Source organism: Nocardia sp. GTS18 (assembly GCF_013839555.1).
GTDB classification, from domain to species: Bacteria; Actinomycetota; Actinomycetes; order Mycobacteriales; family Mycobacteriaceae; genus Nocardia; species Nocardia rosealba.
Window position 1 is genome coordinate 37691 of record NZ_JACBIU010000026.1, and the last position, 17567, is coordinate 55257.

Below are 17567 nucleotides of genomic sequence, written 5' to 3' on the forward strand. Positions count from 1 at the left end.
GGAAGTCGGTTCGTCGACGATTCACCGAACCGTGGCGAAGTTGGCGCGATAGACACTCGGCGGCACACCGAGCTGACGGATCATGTGCTGGCGCAACGACTCCGCCGTCCCCATCCCGCTGTGCCGGGCGACCAGTTCGATCGGCAAAGTCGTGGATTCGAGCAGTTCGCGCGCGCGATGAATACGCTGATGCAGCAACCACTTCTGTGGACTGAGCCCGGTTTCCTCGTGGAACCGCCGGGTCAGCGTGCGCACACTGGTCCGGGCATGTGCGGCGAGATCGCGCAACGACAGGGGAGTGTCGAGGCGCTGCATGGCCCAGGCGCGGGTGGCCGAGAGCGAGAGATCCTCGTCGGGCGGTAGTGCGGTGTCGACGAACTGGGCCTGCCCACCCGGCCGCACCGGCGTCACCACGGCGGCCCGGGCGGCCGCGTTGGCGACGGTGGCGCCGTAGTCGGTGCGAATCAGGTGCAGGCACAGGTCGATCCCGGCCGCGGCCCCCGCCGCCGTGGTGACCGGCCCGTCCTCGATGAACAGCGCATCGGCCCGCACCGAGACCAGCGGATATGCCGTGGCCAGTTCCTCGGCCAGCCCCCAATGCGTTGTGGCGGTGCGCCCGTCGAGCAACCCCGCCTGCGCGAGAACGAAGGCGCCGCTGCAGATCGAGGTGACGTGCACGCCACGTGCGACGGCCGCTCGCAGCGCGGCGAGGGTGACCGGGTCGGCGCCGGTGCGACTGCCGGTGCTCGGCACGATCACGGTGTCGGCCTCATCGAGCACCGCCAGCCCGTGCCGGACGACCACGTCGAATCCGCCTGGCGTGGAGGGCAATACACCTGGTTCCGCCGTACACACCACCACCCGATACCCGGGTTCGTTGTCGACGAGCACCGAACCCATCAGGGTCTCGGGCATGGACAGGTCGAACGCCTTCACCGGCGCGACGGCGACCACCGCGATCGTCTTCATGGCCTGATCCTTGGGATAGCTGGCATTCCGGCCACTAGTGTAGCCCGGCTCCGCCCGGCATCGTTGGACGAAACATCCTGTTGGGAAAGGAAATACCGTGTCTTTGAATGTGATCGTCGGTCGTGGCGGCGTCGCGACAGCCACCGCACTGCTGCTCGCCGAAGCGGGGGAGCGGGTGCGCATGGTGAGCCGAGGCGGGCTCGGCCCCACCCACCCGAACGTGGAGCTGATCGCGCTCGACGCCACCGACACCGCCGCCCTGACCGACCTCGCCCGAGGTGCCCGCACCGTCTTCAACTGCGCCATGCCCGCCTACCACACCTGGCCGGAAACCCTTCCGCCCCTGTTCGATTCGATCAGGGCGGCGACCGAAGCGGCCGGCGCCGACCTGGTGCTGCTCGGCAACCACTACGCCTACGGACCCGTGGAGGGCGTGGTGGACGAAACCGCCCCGCTCGCGGCCACCGGTGCCAAGGGTCGTGTTCGCGCCCAGGTGTGGACCGACGCGCTCGACGCCCATCGGGCGGGCCGGGTCCGCGTCACCGAGGTGCGCGCGGGTCAGTTCGTCGGTGTCGGCGCCGTCTCCCTGTTCTCCCTGCTCGTGCAGCCCGCGGTCCTGGCGGGCGAACCCGCGAGCGTGCCACAGGGCCTCGATCTCGCGCACGCGTTCACCGTCGTCGACGACGCCGCACGGGCACTGGTCACCGTGGCCGGCGACGGTCGTGCGTGGGGTCGCGCCTGGCACGCTCCGGTCGTCACGACGACCATCCGTACCCTCGCGACCCGTCTCGCGGAGCTCGCGGACGCACCGGCTCCCGTGCTCACCGAGATGACCGACGACGAGATCCTCGAACTCGGCCGCGACGACCCGTTCTGGCCCGAACTGCTGGAGACCGCGCACATGTCGCGCCGCGACTTCCTGGTCGACGACACAGCTGTGCGCACCACCTTCGGCCTCACCGCCACCGGCATCGACGACGTCCTCGCCGGCATCGTCCGCGCCGCCCGGGTACCGGCCGAAACGCCGTAGCCCACCCATACCGGACGACACGGACACAATCGCGGTCAATGCAGGGTATCTATGGATCGATGCGGCACACTCGTGCGCATGCGTCGGCTGTTGTGCTGTCTGCTCGTCCTGCTCGGCTGCGGTGTGGCCTACTCACCTGCGGCGTCGGCGAACTCATCGATCCTCGACGTCCGGCCGCTCGGCGGCAGGCAGTTCGAGGTCGTCGTCCATTCGGCGGCGATGAACCGGCCGATCACCCTGTGGATGTCACATCCCGGTCCCGGCGCGCCCGCGCTGTATCTGCTCAATGCCGTCGACGGCGGGGAGAGCGGCGGGCCGTGGATGCGGCGCACCGATGTGGTCGACTTCTTCGCCGACAAGCCGGTGAATGTGATCGTCCCGATCGGCGGCCGGGCCAGCATGTACACCGACTGGCAACGTGACGACCCGGTTCTCGGCCGCAACAAGTGGACCACCTTCCTCACCAGCGAGCTGCCCCCGCTGCTCGACGACCGCTTCGGCATGACCGGCGCCAACGGCGTGGCGGGACTGTCGATGTCGGCCACCTCGGCACTGAACCTGGCCATCGCCGCACCGGGCCGCTACCGCGCGGTCGGCGCGTTCAGCGGTTGTACCCAGACCGCGAATCCGCTGGCCCAGACCCTCGTCCGTTCCCAGCTCGCCACCTTCGGCGCCAATGCCGACAACATGTGGGGCGGCCCCGGCGACCCGGCGTGGGTGGCCAACGACCCTGTGCTGCATGCGGATCGGTTGCGTGGCACCTCGGTGTACCTGTCCTCGGGCAACGGTGCCCCCGGCCCGCACGAGGCGCTCAACGATCCGAGCATCGCGGGCAATGTCGGTGTGCTGCTCGACCGGGTCCTGGTCGGCGGCACCATGGAAGCCGTCGTCGGCAGCTGCTCGGGACCGCTGGTCGGTCGCCTCGGTCAGCTCGGTATCCCCGCCGATGTCCGGTTCCGGGCCGCGGGCACGCACGCCTGGCCGTACTGGCAGGACGACGTGCACGACTCCTGGCCGATGTTCGCCGCCGCCCTCGGCATCTGAACCACACACGACGACGGCCGCCACGCAGCACGTGGCGGCCGTCGTCGTGTCCGCGGCTAGCTCGCCGAACCGGTGAGCAGTCCGCCCAGGTCGGCGGAGCCGGTGCCGCCACCGTCGGGCGGGGTGGTCGGCTTCTCGGAGACCTGCACGGTGACGGTCTTGGAGCTGATGAGTTCCTGCACCGCCTTGATCTCGTGGGCGCCGGGCGTGGACGGTGTCCAGCTGATGGTCGCCTTGCCGTCCCTGACCACAACCGGCTCGCCGATCTGCGTGCCGTTGTCGGTGAAGGTCACCTTGAACAGGAACGAGGTGGCGGTGACGTCGGCCGTCACGGTGTAGGGCGTGCCCACGTAGTGGGTGGTGCCGCTCACCGCGATGCTCTGGACGAGCGCCGAGGCCTGCGGTGCCGTCAGCACGGCGGCCGCCGCGATCGCGGTGAAAGCCGTGAGGCCGAAGCCGGTGCGCCGTGCCTGGTAGGTCTGCATGGTGTTCTCCTGTGTCGAGCTGTGGTGAGCGCGAGATTAGCCAGTGGGTTCGGCCGCGGTCCGCAAAACAGAAAAAGAGGTGTTTAAAATTTGGGGAGCCGGGAAAGCCGGGCGCAATCTGTCGGTGTCCCGGCGCATACTCGGCCCATGGCATACGACGAGGAACTCGCCGAGCGGATCCGGGAGATCGTCTACCCTCGGGCCGATCTCGCCGAGAAGAAGATGTTCGGTGGGCTCGCGTTCCTGATCGGCGGCAACATGGCCGTCGCCGCCAGCGGACAGGGCGGGTTGCTGGTGCGTGTGGACCCGGCCGAAGGCGACGCGCTGCTCGACGGATCCGCGGTGTCGCCGATGGTGATGGGTGGTCGCGAGCTCAGCGGCTGGTTACGCGTCACCGCCGAGGCGGTCGATGACGATGCGTCGCTGCGGGACTGGGTGACTCGCGGCGTCGCCTTCGCCGAAGCCCTGCCCAGCAAATAGTCGGCCACCGCCGATTTCACCCGCCTCGGGTGAGGTGCGAACCGGGCACGAACTGCCAGACTGACACCATGTCCGGGCCGCTGCGCTATCAATTCGTCCTCGAGGGCGAACTGTCCGATCGTGTGCTCGCGGCGTTTCCCGAGCTCATTCCCAGCGATCATGCGGCGGCCGGGACAACGACGCTGTTCGGCACGCTCGCCGACAGCACCGCTGTGCGGGGGATTCTCGCGCGCATCGACACCCTCGGTCTCACGCTGCTCGAGATGTCACGCCTGCCCGACTGAGGTGGCGGGGTGGGCCACGCAAAGAGCCTGCGTCGATCTGGTAACGAGCACGTCGAGATGTCGTCACCAGCAAACTCGTGGCGCCCGAGTGGCCTACCGTCGAACTCGCACACGATGTCGGGGGCAGGTGAGAACTCGAGTTCAGGAGGCTCGTGATGGCACGCTCCGCGATAGCTGTGGCCGGCCGTGGGACCGAGGACCGAGTTCCCGAACTGTCTTTCGCTCCCGTCCGCTGTGACGCGGCGACCGCGGCCTTCGACAGTGCCCGCACCGCGCCTGGGCACGTCGTACTGGTGTGCGGACCGGCAGGCAGCGGCAAGACCGTGGCCATGGTCGACTGGGTGAACACCGCTCGACCCGCGCCGCGGCTGGCCTGGTTGACGGTGAGCACCAGCCCCGGCGCCGACCTGCTCGCCGCCGTCGCCCGCGCGCTCGACCCGACGGCCGCGACCGTTCCCGACGGTGTCCTTCGCACGCCTGCCGATCGTGCCGCCGACCTCGTCGCCGCACTCGCCGACACCGAGGAGACGGTCCTCGTCATCGACGATGTCCACCTGCTCACCGACCCGCTGCAACTCGCGGGTCTGGAGTACCTGCTCACCCGGTTGCCGCCGAAGATCACCGCGCTGCTCGGTGGCCGTTTCGAACCGCCGCTGCGCTGGCACGTGCTCGACCTGGCGGGCAGGCTCACCCGCCTCGGCGCGACCGAGCTGGCCATGCCGCCGGATCGCGTCGCCCAGCTGCTGGCCCAGCACGACTGCCACCTCGACGACACCGAACTCGCCGCCCTGCACGAGCTCACCCGCGGCTGGGCCGCACTGGTCCGGATCGCCGCCATCTCGCTGGGCACCGACGACCGGAGCACCGCCCTCACCGCGCTTGCCGCACCGACCCACGCGGTCGCCGACTTCCTCTTCGCCGAACTCATCGAGACGCTGCCCCCACGCACCGTCGAATTCCTGCTCACCACAGCCGTTCCCACCCGGTTCTGTCTGCCGATGGCCGAGGAACTGCTCGGCCTGGACGCGTCGCGCATCCTCGACGAACTACTGCGTGCCAGTTTCCCGTTGCACACGGTCGCCACCGACGGACAGCTCTGGTACACCTATCACCCGCTGCTGCGCGCCTACCTGCTGGCCGAGGCCGCGCACACCAGGGCCGAACGCCTGCCGGGGTTGCACCGTCACCTCGCCGAGTGGTTCACCGGCGCCGCCCTGCCCGGGTGCGCACTGGACCATGTGCTCGCCGAACCGGGTGCGCCGGGGCTGGCGTCGTTCCTGTGGGAGTGGGGCGTACGGTTGGTGCTCGACGGCAGGGGGCATCTGCTGTTGCACGCTCTGGATCAGGTACCCGGTCTGTCGGACGACACGTTCGTCGGGTTGCTGCGCGCCGCCGTCGCGGTGGAAGACGGTGAGATCGCCGCGGCGGAAGTGTATTTGGAGGCGGCCCATGTGGGTTCGTGGCCGGGGTCGGCACTGGTTCCGGCCGAGTGGATCGCCGCCCTCGATCATGCGGTGAGCGCCGGTGTGGCCGTGCTGGCGGGTGATTCGGCGTCCATGCGATGGCCGTTGCCGCCGGTCACCGGGCAAACCGATCTCGACTGCTATGTGGCGCTGCACTGCGGTGCGGCCGAAGTATTCGGCGGCCGGATCGTCAGCGGCACAGCGGCTTTGCGGCATGCGGTCGTGTACGCCGAGGAGGCAGGACTCGGACGCGTCGCGGTACGGGCACGCACCGCGGTCGCGGCGGCATCGGGGATCACGGGCCGGGTCGGCGAGCTGCGGGTGCTGGCCGCACAGGCCCTCGAATGCGCTGATCGCTACGGGCTCACCGGGTCGTCGGAGGCCGCGATGGCCCGGGTGACCGCCGCCTACGGCGCGCACCGGCAGGGTTGCGCTTACGGCAAGCCGCTGCCCGACCTGTCGGCCGACGACCTGACCACGCCGGCCCTGCTGCGACAGGCCCGCATCGTCATCGGCGTCCTCACCTTCGACGACACCGTCGACCGTGCCGCCGCGGCCACCATGCTGAGCAGACGCCTGCACCACCTGCTCGACGATGCCCCGGCGCTGCTCGGCGCCGGAAACCTCGTCACCGAGGTGCTGTGGCTGCTGCTGCGGGTGCATGCCAAGGTCGAGGCACGCGCCCTCGTCGACCACGCGACCCGGGTGCTCGGCAAGACCGTCGACACCCAGTTGGCCGAAGCCGCCCTCGCCCTGCACACCCAGCGCCCGGCCGCTGTCCTGCCGCTGCTGACACCGCTGGTGGGCGAGGTCACCGACGGTCAGGCCGTGGCCGCGTGGCTGCTCATCGCGGTCGCCGCCGATCATCTCGATCGCCCGCGCAAGGTCGAGGATGCCTTCGAGCAGGCCCTGGCCCACGCGAGTGGGGAACACCTGATCCGCCCGTTCCTCGACGTGCCCGGTGCCGCCGAACTGCTCGACCGGCTGGGTTCGCACTTCGGTCGCTACGACGCCTTCGTCGACCACGTGCGCGCCCACCGGGGCGCCATGGCCGACGCACCACGGCTCACCGACACCGAACTCGTTGTGCTGCGCCGTCTTCCGTCGGGGCTGACCGCCACCAGCATCGCCGCCGACCTCGGCGTCTCGGTGAACACGGTGAAGACACACCTGCGTGGCATCTACCAGAAGCTCGGTGTGAACGCGCGCGGTGCGGCCATCGCGCAGGCGCGGTGCGTCGGCCTGCTCTGAGTTTCACGGGGCGCGCAGCGCCGGGAACCAGACGTCGGTGAGGACTTCGGCGGCCTGTTCGGCGGTCACGTCGATGGTGCCCTGCATGGCCCAGCGGGTGAAGAACCGCTCGAGCTGGGCGACGAGCAGTTCGATCCGTAACCGGGCTTCGTCGCGCCGGTCCTCGGGCCAGCGGGCCAGGTAGTCCGGCATGCTGTCGGCCAGCGTCATGATCCCCTCGCGGGCCAGCCTGCGGAATTCCGGTTCCACCGCGGTGGCCTCGTCCCAGGCAGGCAGCATGTCCTTGTTCACGAAGAACCAGTCGATGGCGCGAGCCATCCAGTCCGCGAACGCCGCGCGCGATCCGGTGGTGAGCACGCGGTCGAGGTCGGCGTAGACCATCCGGACGCTGGTGAGCGTGCCCTGGTTGGCGATGGCGCGCAGTACCTCGGGTTTACCGGCGAAGTGCAGGTAGAAGGTGGCCCGGCTGCAGCCCGCGGCGGCGGCGATGTCGTCGACCCGGACCGAGGAATAGCCGCGGGTCTCGAACAGCGTGCGCGCGGTGTCGACGATGCGTGCCGTGGTCAGGCGCTTGTGTTCCTCACGCAGCGAGCCCCGCTGGGCGGTGGGTTCCGGCGACATGAGGCCCATCGTAGACGGCATGCTCATTCGCTGGACGCTGTGTCCAGCGAACCGCTATCGTGTGGTGCGGGTCACGTCGGCGAGCGTGAGTCGATGAGGAGTCGTGCATGAATACATCGGAGCTGCCGAGGGTTTGCGTCATCGGGGCGGGCCCGTCGGGTATCACGGCGGCCAAACGCCTTGCCGAGTACGGCATTCCGTTCGTCTGTTACGAGGCGTCCGACGAGGTGGGTGGCAATTGGTACTACCGCAATCCCAACGGCATGTCGGCCTGCTATCAGAGCCTGCACATCGATACGTCCAAGTACCGCTTGCAGTTCGAGGACTTCCCCGCGCCCGCGGACTGGCCGGACTTTCCGCACCATTCGCAACTGCACCAGTACTTCAAGGACTACGTCGACCATTTCGGCCTGCGCGACCGGATCAGGTTCAACGCGCTGGTCACCGCCGCCGAGCGGGCCGACGACGGCCGCTGGCTGGTGACGGCGGCCGGTGACACCGAGGTCTTCGACGCCCTGATCGTCTGCAACGGCCACCACTGGGACCCCCGGATGCCGGATTACCCCGGTGATTTCGACGGTGTGCTCATGCACAGCCACGCCTACAACGACCCGTTCGATCCCATCGACATGCGTGGCAAGCGCATCGTAGTGGTCGGCATGGGCAATTCCGGGCTCGATATCGCCTCGGAACTGTCCCAGCGTTTCCTGGCCGAACGGCTGTTCGTGTCGGCTCGGCGCGGTGTGTGGGTGCTGCCGAAATACGTGCGCGGCCAGGTCGGTGACCGGCGGTCGATGCCCAAGTGGATGCCGCCGAAGGTCGCGCTGAAACTCAAACAGCGCTTCGTGCGCAAGAATCGCGGTCTGATGCAGAACTACGGTCTGCCCGCACCGGATCACGAACCGTTCGAGGCGCACCCGTCGGCGAGTGAGGAATTCCTGCACCGCGCCGGCTGCGGGGATGTGGAATGCAAACCCGCCATCACCCGGCTCGACGGTGACACCGTCCATTTCGCCGACGGCTCGAGCGAACAGGTCGACGTGGTGCTGTGCGCCACCGGCTATCACATCAGCTTCCCGTTCTTCACCGATCCGTCGCTGGTGCCGGATACCGACAACCGGTTCCCGCTGTTCCAGATGATGATGCGACCCGCGGTGGACAATCTGTTCTATCTCGGTCTGGCACAACCGACTCCGACGCTGGTCAACTTCGCCGAACGGCAGACCAAGCTGGTCGCCGCCTACCTCACCGGCCGCTATCACCTGCCTTCGCGGGCCGAGATGGACGCCGAGGTCGACGAGCGGCTCGATGCCCGCGCCGGCCGGTACTACGATTCGCCGCGCCACACCATCCAGGTCGAATTCGAGCCGTACGTCCGCGGCCTGACCAAGGAGCTCGAGCGCGGGACCAAACGTGCCGCGGCCGCGGGCAATACGTTGCCGGTACCCGCCCGCACTCAGGCCGAGGCCAGCCGATGACGCGCGCAGCGGGCTTCTGCCGGGACGACTTCGCGCAGGTGCGAGCGGTATTCGACGAGCAGCTCGCCACGGGCGCAGAGCTCGGCGCGTCGCTGTGCGTGACGGTCGACGGCGATCCGGTCCTCGACCTGTGGGGTGGTCACGCCGATCCCGATCGCACCGTTGCCTGGCAGGCCGACACCCTGGTGAACGTTTTCTCGGTGACCAAGACGATGACCGCGCTGTGCGCCCTGCTGCTCGTGGATCGCGGCGACCTCGACCTGGACGCACCCGTGGCCAGGTACTGGCCCGAGTTCGCCGCCGAGGGCAAGGACCGTGTCGAGGTGCGCCACGTGCTGTCGCACACCTCGGGCGTCTCGGGCTGGGAACGGCCCATCGCGCTCGCCGACATCTACGACACCGAAGCCGCCGCCGCCCGGCTCGCCGCTCAGCCACCGTGGTGGGAGCCCGGCACGGCCTCGGGCTATCACGCCCTCAACTACGGGCATCTGGTCGGGGAATTGGTGCGGCGCATCACCGGTCGCACCCTCGGTGAGTTCTTCGCCGCCGAGCTGGCTGGGCCGCTCGGTGCGGATTTCTACATCGGCACCGGACCCGAGCACGCCGACCGGATCGCGACACTGGTCGCGCCGCCGCAACGCGAATTCGACATGTCCGCCCTCGACCCCGACAGCATTCTCGTCAAAACGCTGACGAGCCCGCTGCTCGATATCGCCGAGACAGCGACTCCCGCTTGGCGTTCCGCCGAGCTCGGGGCGGTCAACGGGCACGGCAACGCGCGTTCGGTCGCCCGCGTGCAGTCCCTGGTTTCGTGCGGTGGCGAGCTCGGTGGCAGGCGGTTCCTCTCGCCCGCCACGATCGAGTCGATCTTCCGCGAACAGGCCGACGGCCTCGACCTGGCGCTGCTCGCTCCGCTGCGGTTCGGCATCGGCTACGGGCTGCCGCGTCCCCAGACCTACCCGCACATTCCCGACGGCCGGGTCTGCTGGTGGGCGGGCTACGGCGGCGCCATGGTGGTCAACGACCTGGATCGCCGAATCACCTTCGCCTACACCATGAATCGGATGGCGCCGGGCGTAATCGGATCGGACCGCTGCGACAACTATCTGAAGGCGGTCTTCGACGCGGTCGCCGGAACCGACCGTTCTCGAGGGAGGACCTCATGACCGAAGCCGTTGACCCCCAGGTGTTCGTCGCGCAGGTGGCGGCCGGGCTCACCACGCCCGGCGCGCCCTTCGAGATGACGGTCGAGGAGGTGCTCGGCGCGCCGATGCCGGTGTTCGCGCGTCGGCGGCGCAGCCTGCGTGAGCTGCTCGAGCACTCCCTGACCTGGGGTGATCGCGACTATCTCGTCACCGAGGACCGCCGGGTCAGCTTCACCGAGCATGCGGCGGCTGTCGGTGCGCTGGCGACCGCACTGGCCGGACGCCACGGCGTGGGCAAGGGCGACCGGGTCGCGATCCTGGCCGCCAACGGCCCCGACTGGGTGGTCAGCTTCTGGGCGGCGCAGTGTCTCGGGGCCGTCCCGGTGGGTTACAACGCCTGGTGGGCGCCGCCGGAAATCGCCTACGCACTCGGCCACACCACCCCGAAGGTGGTGGTCGCCGACGCGAAAAGGACTGCGCGGCTGGCTGAGACCGGCAGCGAGGTGCCGGTATTGACCTTCGAGGAGGACCTGCCCGCCCTCATCGCGGAGTACCGGGGTGCCGCGATGCCGGAAACCGAGGTGGCAGAGGACGACCCGGCCGTCATCCTGTACACCAGCGGCACGAGCGGGCGCGCCAAAGGCGTGGTGCATACCCAGCGAAACCTGTTGGCGATCACGGAATACCACCGTTTCACCGATGCGATGCAGGCCGCGTTCACCGGTCAGCCGGTCGGTGACGGCCCGAGCGAGCGCCGCTATCTGGTCACCGCCCCACTGTTCCACATCGCCAGCCTGCACAATCTGGTGATCCCGCGCCTGGCCACCGGTGCGGCGGCGGTGTTCCCACACGGCGCCTTCGACGTGGACCGGGTGCTGACCCTGGTCCAGCGTGAACGGGTCACCAACTGGGCGGCGGTGCCGACCATGGCCACCCGCCTGCTCGACCACGACGTGTCGGGGTACGACCTGTCGACGCTCGCGGCACTGTCACTGAACTCCGCACCCTCGGCGCCCGCCCTGCTCGAGCGGTTGCGCGAACACCTCGCCGGAGTTCCGCTGTCGCTGACCACCAGTTACGGGCTCACCGAGAGCGGCACCGCCGCCACCGTGGCGACACCGCTGGATCTGCTGGCCGACCCGGGGTCGGTCGGCAGGCCGATCATCGGGGTGTCGGTGGAGATCCGTGACCCCGACGGCGCGGTGCTGCCCGACGGTGCCGAAGGCGAGATCTTCATTCGCAGTCAGTACGTGATGCTCGGGTACTGGAACAACGAATCCGCGACAGCGGAGGTCCTCGACCACGGAAGGTGGTTGCGCTCAGGTGATTTCGGGACGATGACCGACGGCAGGCTCACCGTGTCGGGCCGACGGACCGACCTGATCCTGCGCGGTGGGGAGAACGTGTACCCCACCGAGATCGAGAACGTCCTCGTCGAACACCCCTCGGTCACCGACTGCGCGGTCTTCGGCGTGCCGCACCCCGACCTGGGCCAAGAAGTGGCGGCCGTGGTCGTCGCCGAACCGGGCGCGGTCGAGCAGGACGAATTGCGCGAGTACCTCACCGCCCGGCTCGCCTACTTCAAAGTGCCCGCACGCTGGCGGATCACCTCCGACGCGTTGCCGCGCAATGCGACCGGCAAGGTGACCCGGCGCGACCTCGCGGTGTAGGGGTGCGGCGGCGGCTGTGTTCGTGTCCGTGGCGGCCCGGCGCGCGATGGCTCGGCGTCGATCTGCGACGCTGAGCTGACAACGGGCGGTCGCTCCGACCTGCCCCGCGCACAGCAGCGAGAGGACCGACATGTCTGACGCGAAACGGATCAGCTGGGGTAAACCGCGCAAGCCGACCGACGCCGACCGCGACGCCCTGCGCGAGGACCTGCTCACCCGCGCCCGCGCGGTCCGCGCCGACGGCTGGGACACCCACCGCCCCGAGTGGACGGCAGGCCAGGTCGCGGCCGTCGCCTACCTCCTCGGCGACCTCGACGTCCTCACCGAACTCGAGGAGTCGGAAGGGACCGTCCTCAGCCGCTACGCCGCCGAACTCTTCGGCTTCCACGGCGGCCGCAAAGACATCGAAGCGGGCCTGGCCGGTACCCAGGCCTGGTTCGACACCGTTCGCAAAGCTCTCGGCGCCGAAGCCTGACATCCTGCCCGACACTGCGGGGACGAAAGCGCGGTGTCGGGGAAAGGCCGATCGCCTCGGCCGGGACCTGCGTCGATTCAGTTCTCGTTGCCGGTGATGCGGTCGCGCAGCGTGGGGAGGCCGGGGCCGGTGAGGTCGTCGCAGTAGGCGATTCGGCTCGCCATCGCCATGGTCAGCGCGATCGTCGTTCCGCGGATCAGCGGCCCGGTGCCGTGGGTGAAGGGACCATCGGTCGCCTCGAGGCGGAGGCCTTCGATGAGGGTGCGACTGGGGACGGTGAAGTCGCGCCCGGCGAAGAATTCGGCGACGGCGGTGGTCGCCTCGATAGACGGGGTGGTGGTGAGCCCGAGTGGTCGGCGGATGTCCTGGGCATGGACCACGATTTCACCGAGCCAGGCGGCGGTATCGCCCGAAGGTGCGGTGGTGCTGTCGACGATCGCCCGGAACCGTTCGAGGGTTTCGGCCGGTGTCGTCCCGAGGTGTTCGGCCTTGCGCCGCTCGTTGTGCTTGTCGAAGTCGAAGCGCGCCGCGAGAACGCTCACCAGCCAGCACATCCGGCCGGTACTCGCACCGGCCGTGAGGTGCGCGACCACGTCTTCGACAGTCCACGCACCGCACAGCGACGGCGAACTCCACTGGTCGTCGTCGAGGCGGGCGAGGTCGTCCGCGAGAGCGGCGCGTTCGGCGTGCGTCAGCGCCCACAGCGCGGCACGGGAATCGGGCACGTGAAACCTCCGTGGCACGCTCGATCACCGGGCGCCGTGGTGCCGAGCCGACGTCCCATGATGCAGACGACGTGAACGCCGCGAATTTATCGGTCAGGAGGTTCGCAACACGCAGCGGGTCTTCGAGTAGATGGTCGGCACGCACTCGTTGCAATGCGTGCACAGCGACGGAGTCGCCCGGTCGGACTGCCAGCGGCGGACGAGATCGGGTTCGCGGAGCAGGGCCCGGCCCATGGCGACGAAATCGAAGCCCTCGGCGCGGGCCTGTTCGGCACCCGCCAGGTCGGTGATGCCGCCGAGCAGGATCAGCGGCATCGTCAGCTCCGCACGGAAGCGCCGCGCCTTGTCGAGCAGATAGCCGGGGCGATAAGGGTATTCGCGCAGGAATTTGCCGCCGACGAGCTGGAAACCCCAGCGCACCGGAATCGGCAGGGCACGGGCGAAGTTCCGGCGCGGTGCGTCGCCACGGAAGATGGCCATCGGGTTGAGCAGGGAGCTACCCGCGGTGAGTTCGATGGCGTCGACGGCACCGTCGTCCTGTAGCCAGCGCGCCACCCGCAGCGACTCCTCGATCGAGAAACCCCCGCGCACACCGTCTTCCATGGTGAGTTTGGCGGTGACCGCCATGTCGTCGCCCGCCGCGTCGCGCACGGCACGCACCAGTTCCCGCGCCACCCGTGCCCGGTTCACCAGCGAACCGCCGTATTCGTCGCGGCGGCGGTTCAGCAGCGGACTCAGGAAGGCGCTGGCCAGGTAGTTGTGGCCGAGGTGCACCTCGACGGCGTCGAATCCGGACTCCCGTGCCAACCGCGCCGCCCGCGCATGCGCTTGAACCACCTCGGCGATGGCGAGCGCGTCGGGTACCTTGGTGAACCGCATCCCCAGCGGATTGAACATCCGGCTCGGCGCCAGCGCGGGCGCCCGGTTCGACCGCGCGTTCGCCACCGGCCCCGCGTGCCCGAGCTGCGCGCTCACCGCCGCGCCCTCGGCATGCACGGCATCGGTGAGCCGCCGCAGCCCCGGCACCGCCTCCGGCCGCATCCAGATCTGCTGCGCATCGGTGCGCCCACCCGGCGCGACCGCGCAGTAGGCGACCGTCGTCATGGCCACTCCACCGGCGGCGACCTCGCGATGGAACTCCACCAGCTCGTCGGTGACCAGCGCGTCGGGGGTGCGCCCTTCGAAGGTGGCCGCCTTGAGCACGCGGTTACGAAGGGTGAGGGGACCGAGGCGGGCCGGCGCGAGGACATCGCTCATCCCCGAAGTGAAACACGTTTCAATTACGGGCCGCAACGGTATCGCCCGCTCACCGGGCGAAAAGGTGACCTACCAGCGATCGGGAGTCACCGGGGCGTCCCAGGCCTTGGCGAAACGGGTCTTGTCCTTGGTGTCCACTTCCTTGCGCCGGTACACGATGTACGGGCGGGTGAGGTAGCCGATGGGCGCGCTGAACATGTGCACCAGCCGGGTGTACGGCCAAGCCGCGACCAGGGCGAGCACCACCAGTCCGTGCAGCTGGAAGGTCCACGGCACACCGACCATCAGCCCCGGCTCCGGGTTGATGGTGAACAGGCTGCGGAACCACGGCGACACGGTGTCGCGGTAGTTGTAGGTGCCCCACAGCAGGTTCGAGCCCCAGGTGTTGAGCAGCCCGGTGACCAGCGCCAACGTGAGCAGCGTGTACATCATGATGTCGTTGCGGCTGGTCGCCTTGCGCACGGCGGGCACGACGATGCGGCGGTAACACAGGATGGCGACTCCGGCCACCACCATCAGGCCAGCGACGGACCCCGCGCCGACCGCGACCAGGTGATAGGTGTGCTCGGAGATCCCGAGCGCCGCCGTCCACGACTGCGGAATCAGCAGACCCATCACGTGTCCGCCGAACACCCCGAGCATGCCGAAGTGGAACAGCGGACTGCCCAGCTGCAGCAGCTTGGACTCGTAGATCTGCGAGGACCGCGTGGTCCACCCGAACTGATCGAACTTGTAGCGCCAGACATGGCCCAGCACAAAGGAAGTCGCGGCGATATAGGGCAGGATCAGCCACAGGCCTTCGGGAAGCGGAATGGTGGCGTTCATCGGCGGCCTTCTGTTGCGTCGAAGAGGGCGGGGTCCATGGCGAAGGGTTCCAGGCCGACCTCTTCCTCGGGCGGGCCCTGGGCGGCGAGTTCGGCGATGCGGCGGCGGTCGGCGGTGGTCACCGGTGGCAGGGTCGCCAGGACGGCCGCGAGGACACCCGAGTACGGGGAGTTGTTGTCGCCCAGCGACAGTCGGAGCAGTTCCAAGACGGGCACGTGCTCGCCGAGCAGGCGTTCACCGCCGATCGGGTCGACGGTGGCGGCGAACTCGAGCAGCACCGGCAGGTGGTCGGGCAGCTCCTCGTCGCCGAGTTCGGCGCCGGCCTGGCGGTAGGCGTGCTTGAAACGCAGCAGTGCCATGCCGCGTTTGCGGGTGTCGCCGTAGGCGTAGAACGTCAGGTGCAGGCTGGCGCGGCGACGCATGTCGAAGGTCTCGACGTAGCTCTGGGCGACCTCGATGTCCGGGGTGTCGCGCAGGTAGGCGAGTACCGGCTCGAAATGGACGCGCACCTCGTCGGGCAATTGTGCTGCGGCAGAGCCGAGCTGGTCGAGCAGGGCCAGGGTCTGTTCGCCGGGATAGTCCAGCAGCAGCGCGGCCAGGCGCCAGACCATGCGCCGCTCGTGCTCGGCCAGTGCGAGGACGGGCTCGGGTCGCCGCCGGATCGAGAGCAGACTCATTGCGGCACCCCACTGACGGCCGGGTCGGTGGTGGCGGCGCCGTTGCCGCCACCACCGGATCCGGCGCCGTTGCCGGTGTGGCCGTTACCGTTGCCGTTGTCGCTGCCGGGTAGCAGGCCCGCGGTGGAGCGACCGTCCCAGTTGAGCAGGTTGATCCGCCCCGACTTCTCCTCCGGTGCGGCCTGATTCGTGTCGGCGAGGGAGAACTTCTCCACCACCTGGTCGAACGCCGTCATACCCGGCCCGCCGTCGGTGTCGAGACTGCACCCGGTGGCCAGCGAATCCAGCTCGTGCGCACGGGAAGTCGCGCCGCTGGGGATCACATAGCGGTGCTCGTACTTGGCGATGGCGAGCAGCCGGTACATCGCCTCGATCTCCTCGGGCTCCAGCCCGATCGAGGGCGCGATACCCGTATCGGGTTCCTCACCGAGGTTCACCGACCGCATGAAAGCCCGCATCCCGGCGAGCCTTTGCAGCGAGGCGCGTACCGGGCCGATCTCACCGGCGGTGAACAGCTCCGCCAGGTAGCCGATCGGAATGCGCAGGGCATCGATGGCGCCGAACAGGTTGCGCGCGTCCTCGCCGTCGTGGCCGGTCTCGGTGAGCACATCCACCACCGGCGAGAGCGGCGGCACGTACCAGACCATCGGCATGGTGCGGTATTCCGGATGCAGCGGCAGCGCGAGCTGGTAGTCGACGATCAGCTTGTACACCGGTGAATCCTGCGCGGCGGCAATCCATTCCGGTGAGATTCCGGCCTTCTCCGCTTCGGCGATCACTCGCGGGTCGTGCGGGTTGAGGAAGACTCCGAGCTGGGAGGTGTACAGATCCTGCGGGTCGGTGACCTGTGCCGCCTCGAGCACGGCGTCGGCGTCGTAGAGCATCACGCCGATGTAGCGCAGCCGGCCCACACAGGTTTCCGAGCACACGGTCGGGATGCCGACCTCCACGCGCGGGTAGCAGAAGGTGCACTTCTCCGCCTTGCCCGTCTTGTGGTTGAAGTAGATCTTCTTGTACGGGCAGCCGGTGATGCACTGCCGCCAGCCACGGCATTTGTCCTGGTCGACGAGCACGATGCCGTCTTCCTCGCGCTTGTAGATCGCGCCCGACGGGCACGACGCGGCGCACGAGGGATTGAGGCAGTGCTCGCAGATGCGCGGCAGGTAGAACATGAAGGTCTCTTCGAACTCCAGTTTCACCTTGTCCTCGAGCTTGCCGAGCAAGGGGTCCTTGCCGACCTGCTCGGGGCCCGAACCCAGGTCGTCGTCCCAGTTCGCACCCCAGGTGACCTTGGTGTCCTCACCGGTGATCAGCGATTTCGGCCGGGCGACCGGCGTGGTGTCGGTGGGCGGCGACGACAGTAGGTTGTCGTAGTCGTAGCTCCACGGTTCGTAGTAGTCGTCGACCGTCGGCAGATCCGGGTTGGCGAAGATGTTCATCAACCGCTTGAACCGCGACCCCGACTTCAGGGTGAGCTTGCCGCGCTTGTTGAGCGTCCAGCCACCCTTCCACTTCTCCTGGTCCTCGTACTGGCGCGGATAGCCCTGTCCCGGACGGGTTTCCACATTGTTGAACCAGACGTACTCGGTGCCACCGCGATTGGTCCACGCCTGCTTGCAGGTGACCGAGCAGGTGTGGCAGCCGATGCACTTGTCCAGGTTCATGACCATGGCGAGCTGAGCCATAAC

Annotated in this window: 17 protein-coding genes; 9 read left to right on the forward strand and 8 right to left on the reverse strand. The window is 68.7% G+C overall.

Annotated features, from left to right (window positions below):
* Positions 1-21: 21 nt before the first annotated feature.
* The gene (locus HYG95_RS19005) at positions 22-969 is read right to left on the reverse strand and encodes a GlxA family transcriptional regulator (RefSeq protein ID WP_181699572.1); all 948 of its coding nucleotides are present in this window, start codon (positions 967-969) and stop codon (positions 22-24) included.
* 97 nt (positions 970-1066) lie between these two features.
* Between HYG95_RS19005 and HYG95_RS19010 the strand changes: the two genes are divergently transcribed.
* Entirely contained in the window at positions 1067-1999 is a 933-nt protein-coding gene (locus tag HYG95_RS19010; RefSeq protein WP_181699574.1) for an NAD-dependent epimerase/dehydratase family protein, read from the forward strand.
* 78 nt (positions 2000-2077) lie between these two features.
* Complete coding sequence (locus tag HYG95_RS19015) at positions 2078-3043, forward strand: alpha/beta hydrolase family protein (protein WP_181699576.1); 966 nt, start codon at positions 2078-2080, stop codon at positions 3041-3043.
* 56 nt (positions 3044-3099) lie between these two features.
* On the opposite strand, the gene HYG95_RS19020 is transcribed toward HYG95_RS19015, so the two are convergent.
* Entirely contained in the window at positions 3100-3528 is a 429-nt protein-coding gene (locus HYG95_RS19020; RefSeq protein ID WP_181699578.1) for an Ig-like domain-containing protein, read from the reverse strand.
* Between the two features lie 147 nt (positions 3529-3675).
* On the opposite strand from HYG95_RS19020, the gene HYG95_RS19025 reads away from it, so the two are divergent.
* The 3 genes from HYG95_RS19025 to HYG95_RS19035 all read left to right on the forward strand — a co-directional run bounded on the left by HYG95_RS19025 (position 3676) and on the right by HYG95_RS19035 (position 7006).
* Positions 3676-4008: a TfoX/Sxy family protein gene (locus HYG95_RS19025; protein WP_181699580.1), complete on the forward strand. Its 333-nt coding sequence runs from the start codon at positions 3676-3678 to the stop codon at positions 4006-4008.
* Positions 4009-4076: 68 nt separating this feature from the next.
* Complete coding sequence (locus tag HYG95_RS19030; protein WP_181699582.1) at positions 4077-4292, forward strand: hypothetical protein; 216 nt, start codon at positions 4077-4079, stop codon at positions 4290-4292.
* A gap of 155 nt (positions 4293-4447) precedes the next feature.
* Positions 4448-7006 carry a LuxR C-terminal-related transcriptional regulator gene (locus HYG95_RS19035; protein ID WP_181699583.1) on the forward strand — a complete coding sequence of 853 codons (2559 nt, stop codon included), beginning with the start codon at positions 4448-4450 and terminating at the stop codon, positions 7004-7006.
* Positions 7007-7009: 3 nt separating this feature from the next.
* On the opposite strand, the gene HYG95_RS19040 is transcribed toward HYG95_RS19035, so the two are convergent.
* Positions 7010-7654 carry a TetR/AcrR family transcriptional regulator gene (locus HYG95_RS19040; protein ID WP_255495531.1) on the reverse strand — a complete coding sequence of 215 codons (645 nt, stop codon included), beginning with the start codon at positions 7652-7654 and terminating at the stop codon, positions 7010-7012.
* Between the two features lie 80 nt (positions 7655-7734).
* On the opposite strand from HYG95_RS19040, the gene HYG95_RS19045 reads away from it, so the two are divergent.
* From HYG95_RS19045 to HYG95_RS19060, 4 genes are all read left to right on the forward strand, one after another.
* Positions 7735-9105, forward strand: a complete 1371-nt coding sequence (locus HYG95_RS19045) for an NAD(P)/FAD-dependent oxidoreductase (RefSeq protein WP_181699585.1) — start codon at positions 7735-7737, stop codon at positions 9103-9105.
* Complete coding sequence (locus tag HYG95_RS19050) at positions 9102-10271, forward strand: serine hydrolase (protein WP_181699586.1); 1170 nt, start codon at positions 9102-9104, stop codon at positions 10269-10271. The genes HYG95_RS19045 and HYG95_RS19050 overlap by 4 nt, the downstream gene beginning before the upstream one ends.
* Positions 10268-11920 carry a class I adenylate-forming enzyme family protein gene (locus HYG95_RS19055; RefSeq protein ID WP_181699587.1) on the forward strand — a complete coding sequence of 551 codons (1653 nt, stop codon included), beginning with the start codon at positions 10268-10270 and terminating at the stop codon, positions 11918-11920. Before HYG95_RS19050 ends, HYG95_RS19055 begins: the two co-directional genes overlap by 4 nt.
* Positions 11921-12050: 130 nt before the next feature.
* Positions 12051-12395 carry a hypothetical protein gene (locus HYG95_RS19060; protein WP_181699588.1) on the forward strand — a complete coding sequence of 115 codons (345 nt, stop codon included), beginning with the start codon at positions 12051-12053 and terminating at the stop codon, positions 12393-12395.
* Between the two features lie 77 nt (positions 12396-12472).
* Here the strand turns inward: HYG95_RS19060 and HYG95_RS19065 are convergent, their stop codons facing one another.
* From HYG95_RS19065 to narH, 5 genes are all read right to left on the reverse strand, one after another.
* A complete protein-coding gene (locus HYG95_RS19065; protein ID WP_370465843.1) occupies positions 12473-13120 on the reverse strand; it encodes a maleylpyruvate isomerase family mycothiol-dependent enzyme in 648 nt (215 codons plus the stop codon).
* 93 nt (positions 13121-13213) lie between these two features.
* Entirely contained in the window at positions 13214-14377 is a 1164-nt protein-coding gene (locus HYG95_RS19070) for an NADH:flavin oxidoreductase (protein ID WP_181699590.1), read from the reverse strand.
* A 69-nt stretch (positions 14378-14446) separates the two neighbouring features.
* Positions 14447-15202, reverse strand: a complete 756-nt coding sequence (gene narI / locus HYG95_RS19075) for a respiratory nitrate reductase subunit gamma (RefSeq protein WP_181699592.1) — start codon at positions 15200-15202, stop codon at positions 14447-14449.
* Positions 15199-15879 carry a nitrate reductase molybdenum cofactor assembly chaperone gene (gene narJ, locus HYG95_RS19080; RefSeq protein WP_181699594.1) on the reverse strand — a complete coding sequence of 227 codons (681 nt, stop codon included), beginning with the start codon at positions 15877-15879 and terminating at the stop codon, positions 15199-15201. Before narJ ends, narI begins: the two co-directional genes overlap by 4 nt.
* Entirely contained in the window at positions 15876-17564 is a 1689-nt protein-coding gene (gene narH / locus HYG95_RS19085; RefSeq protein ID WP_181699628.1) for a nitrate reductase subunit beta, read from the reverse strand. Before narH ends, narJ begins: the two co-directional genes overlap by 4 nt.
* Positions 17565-17567 lie beyond the last annotated feature (3 nt).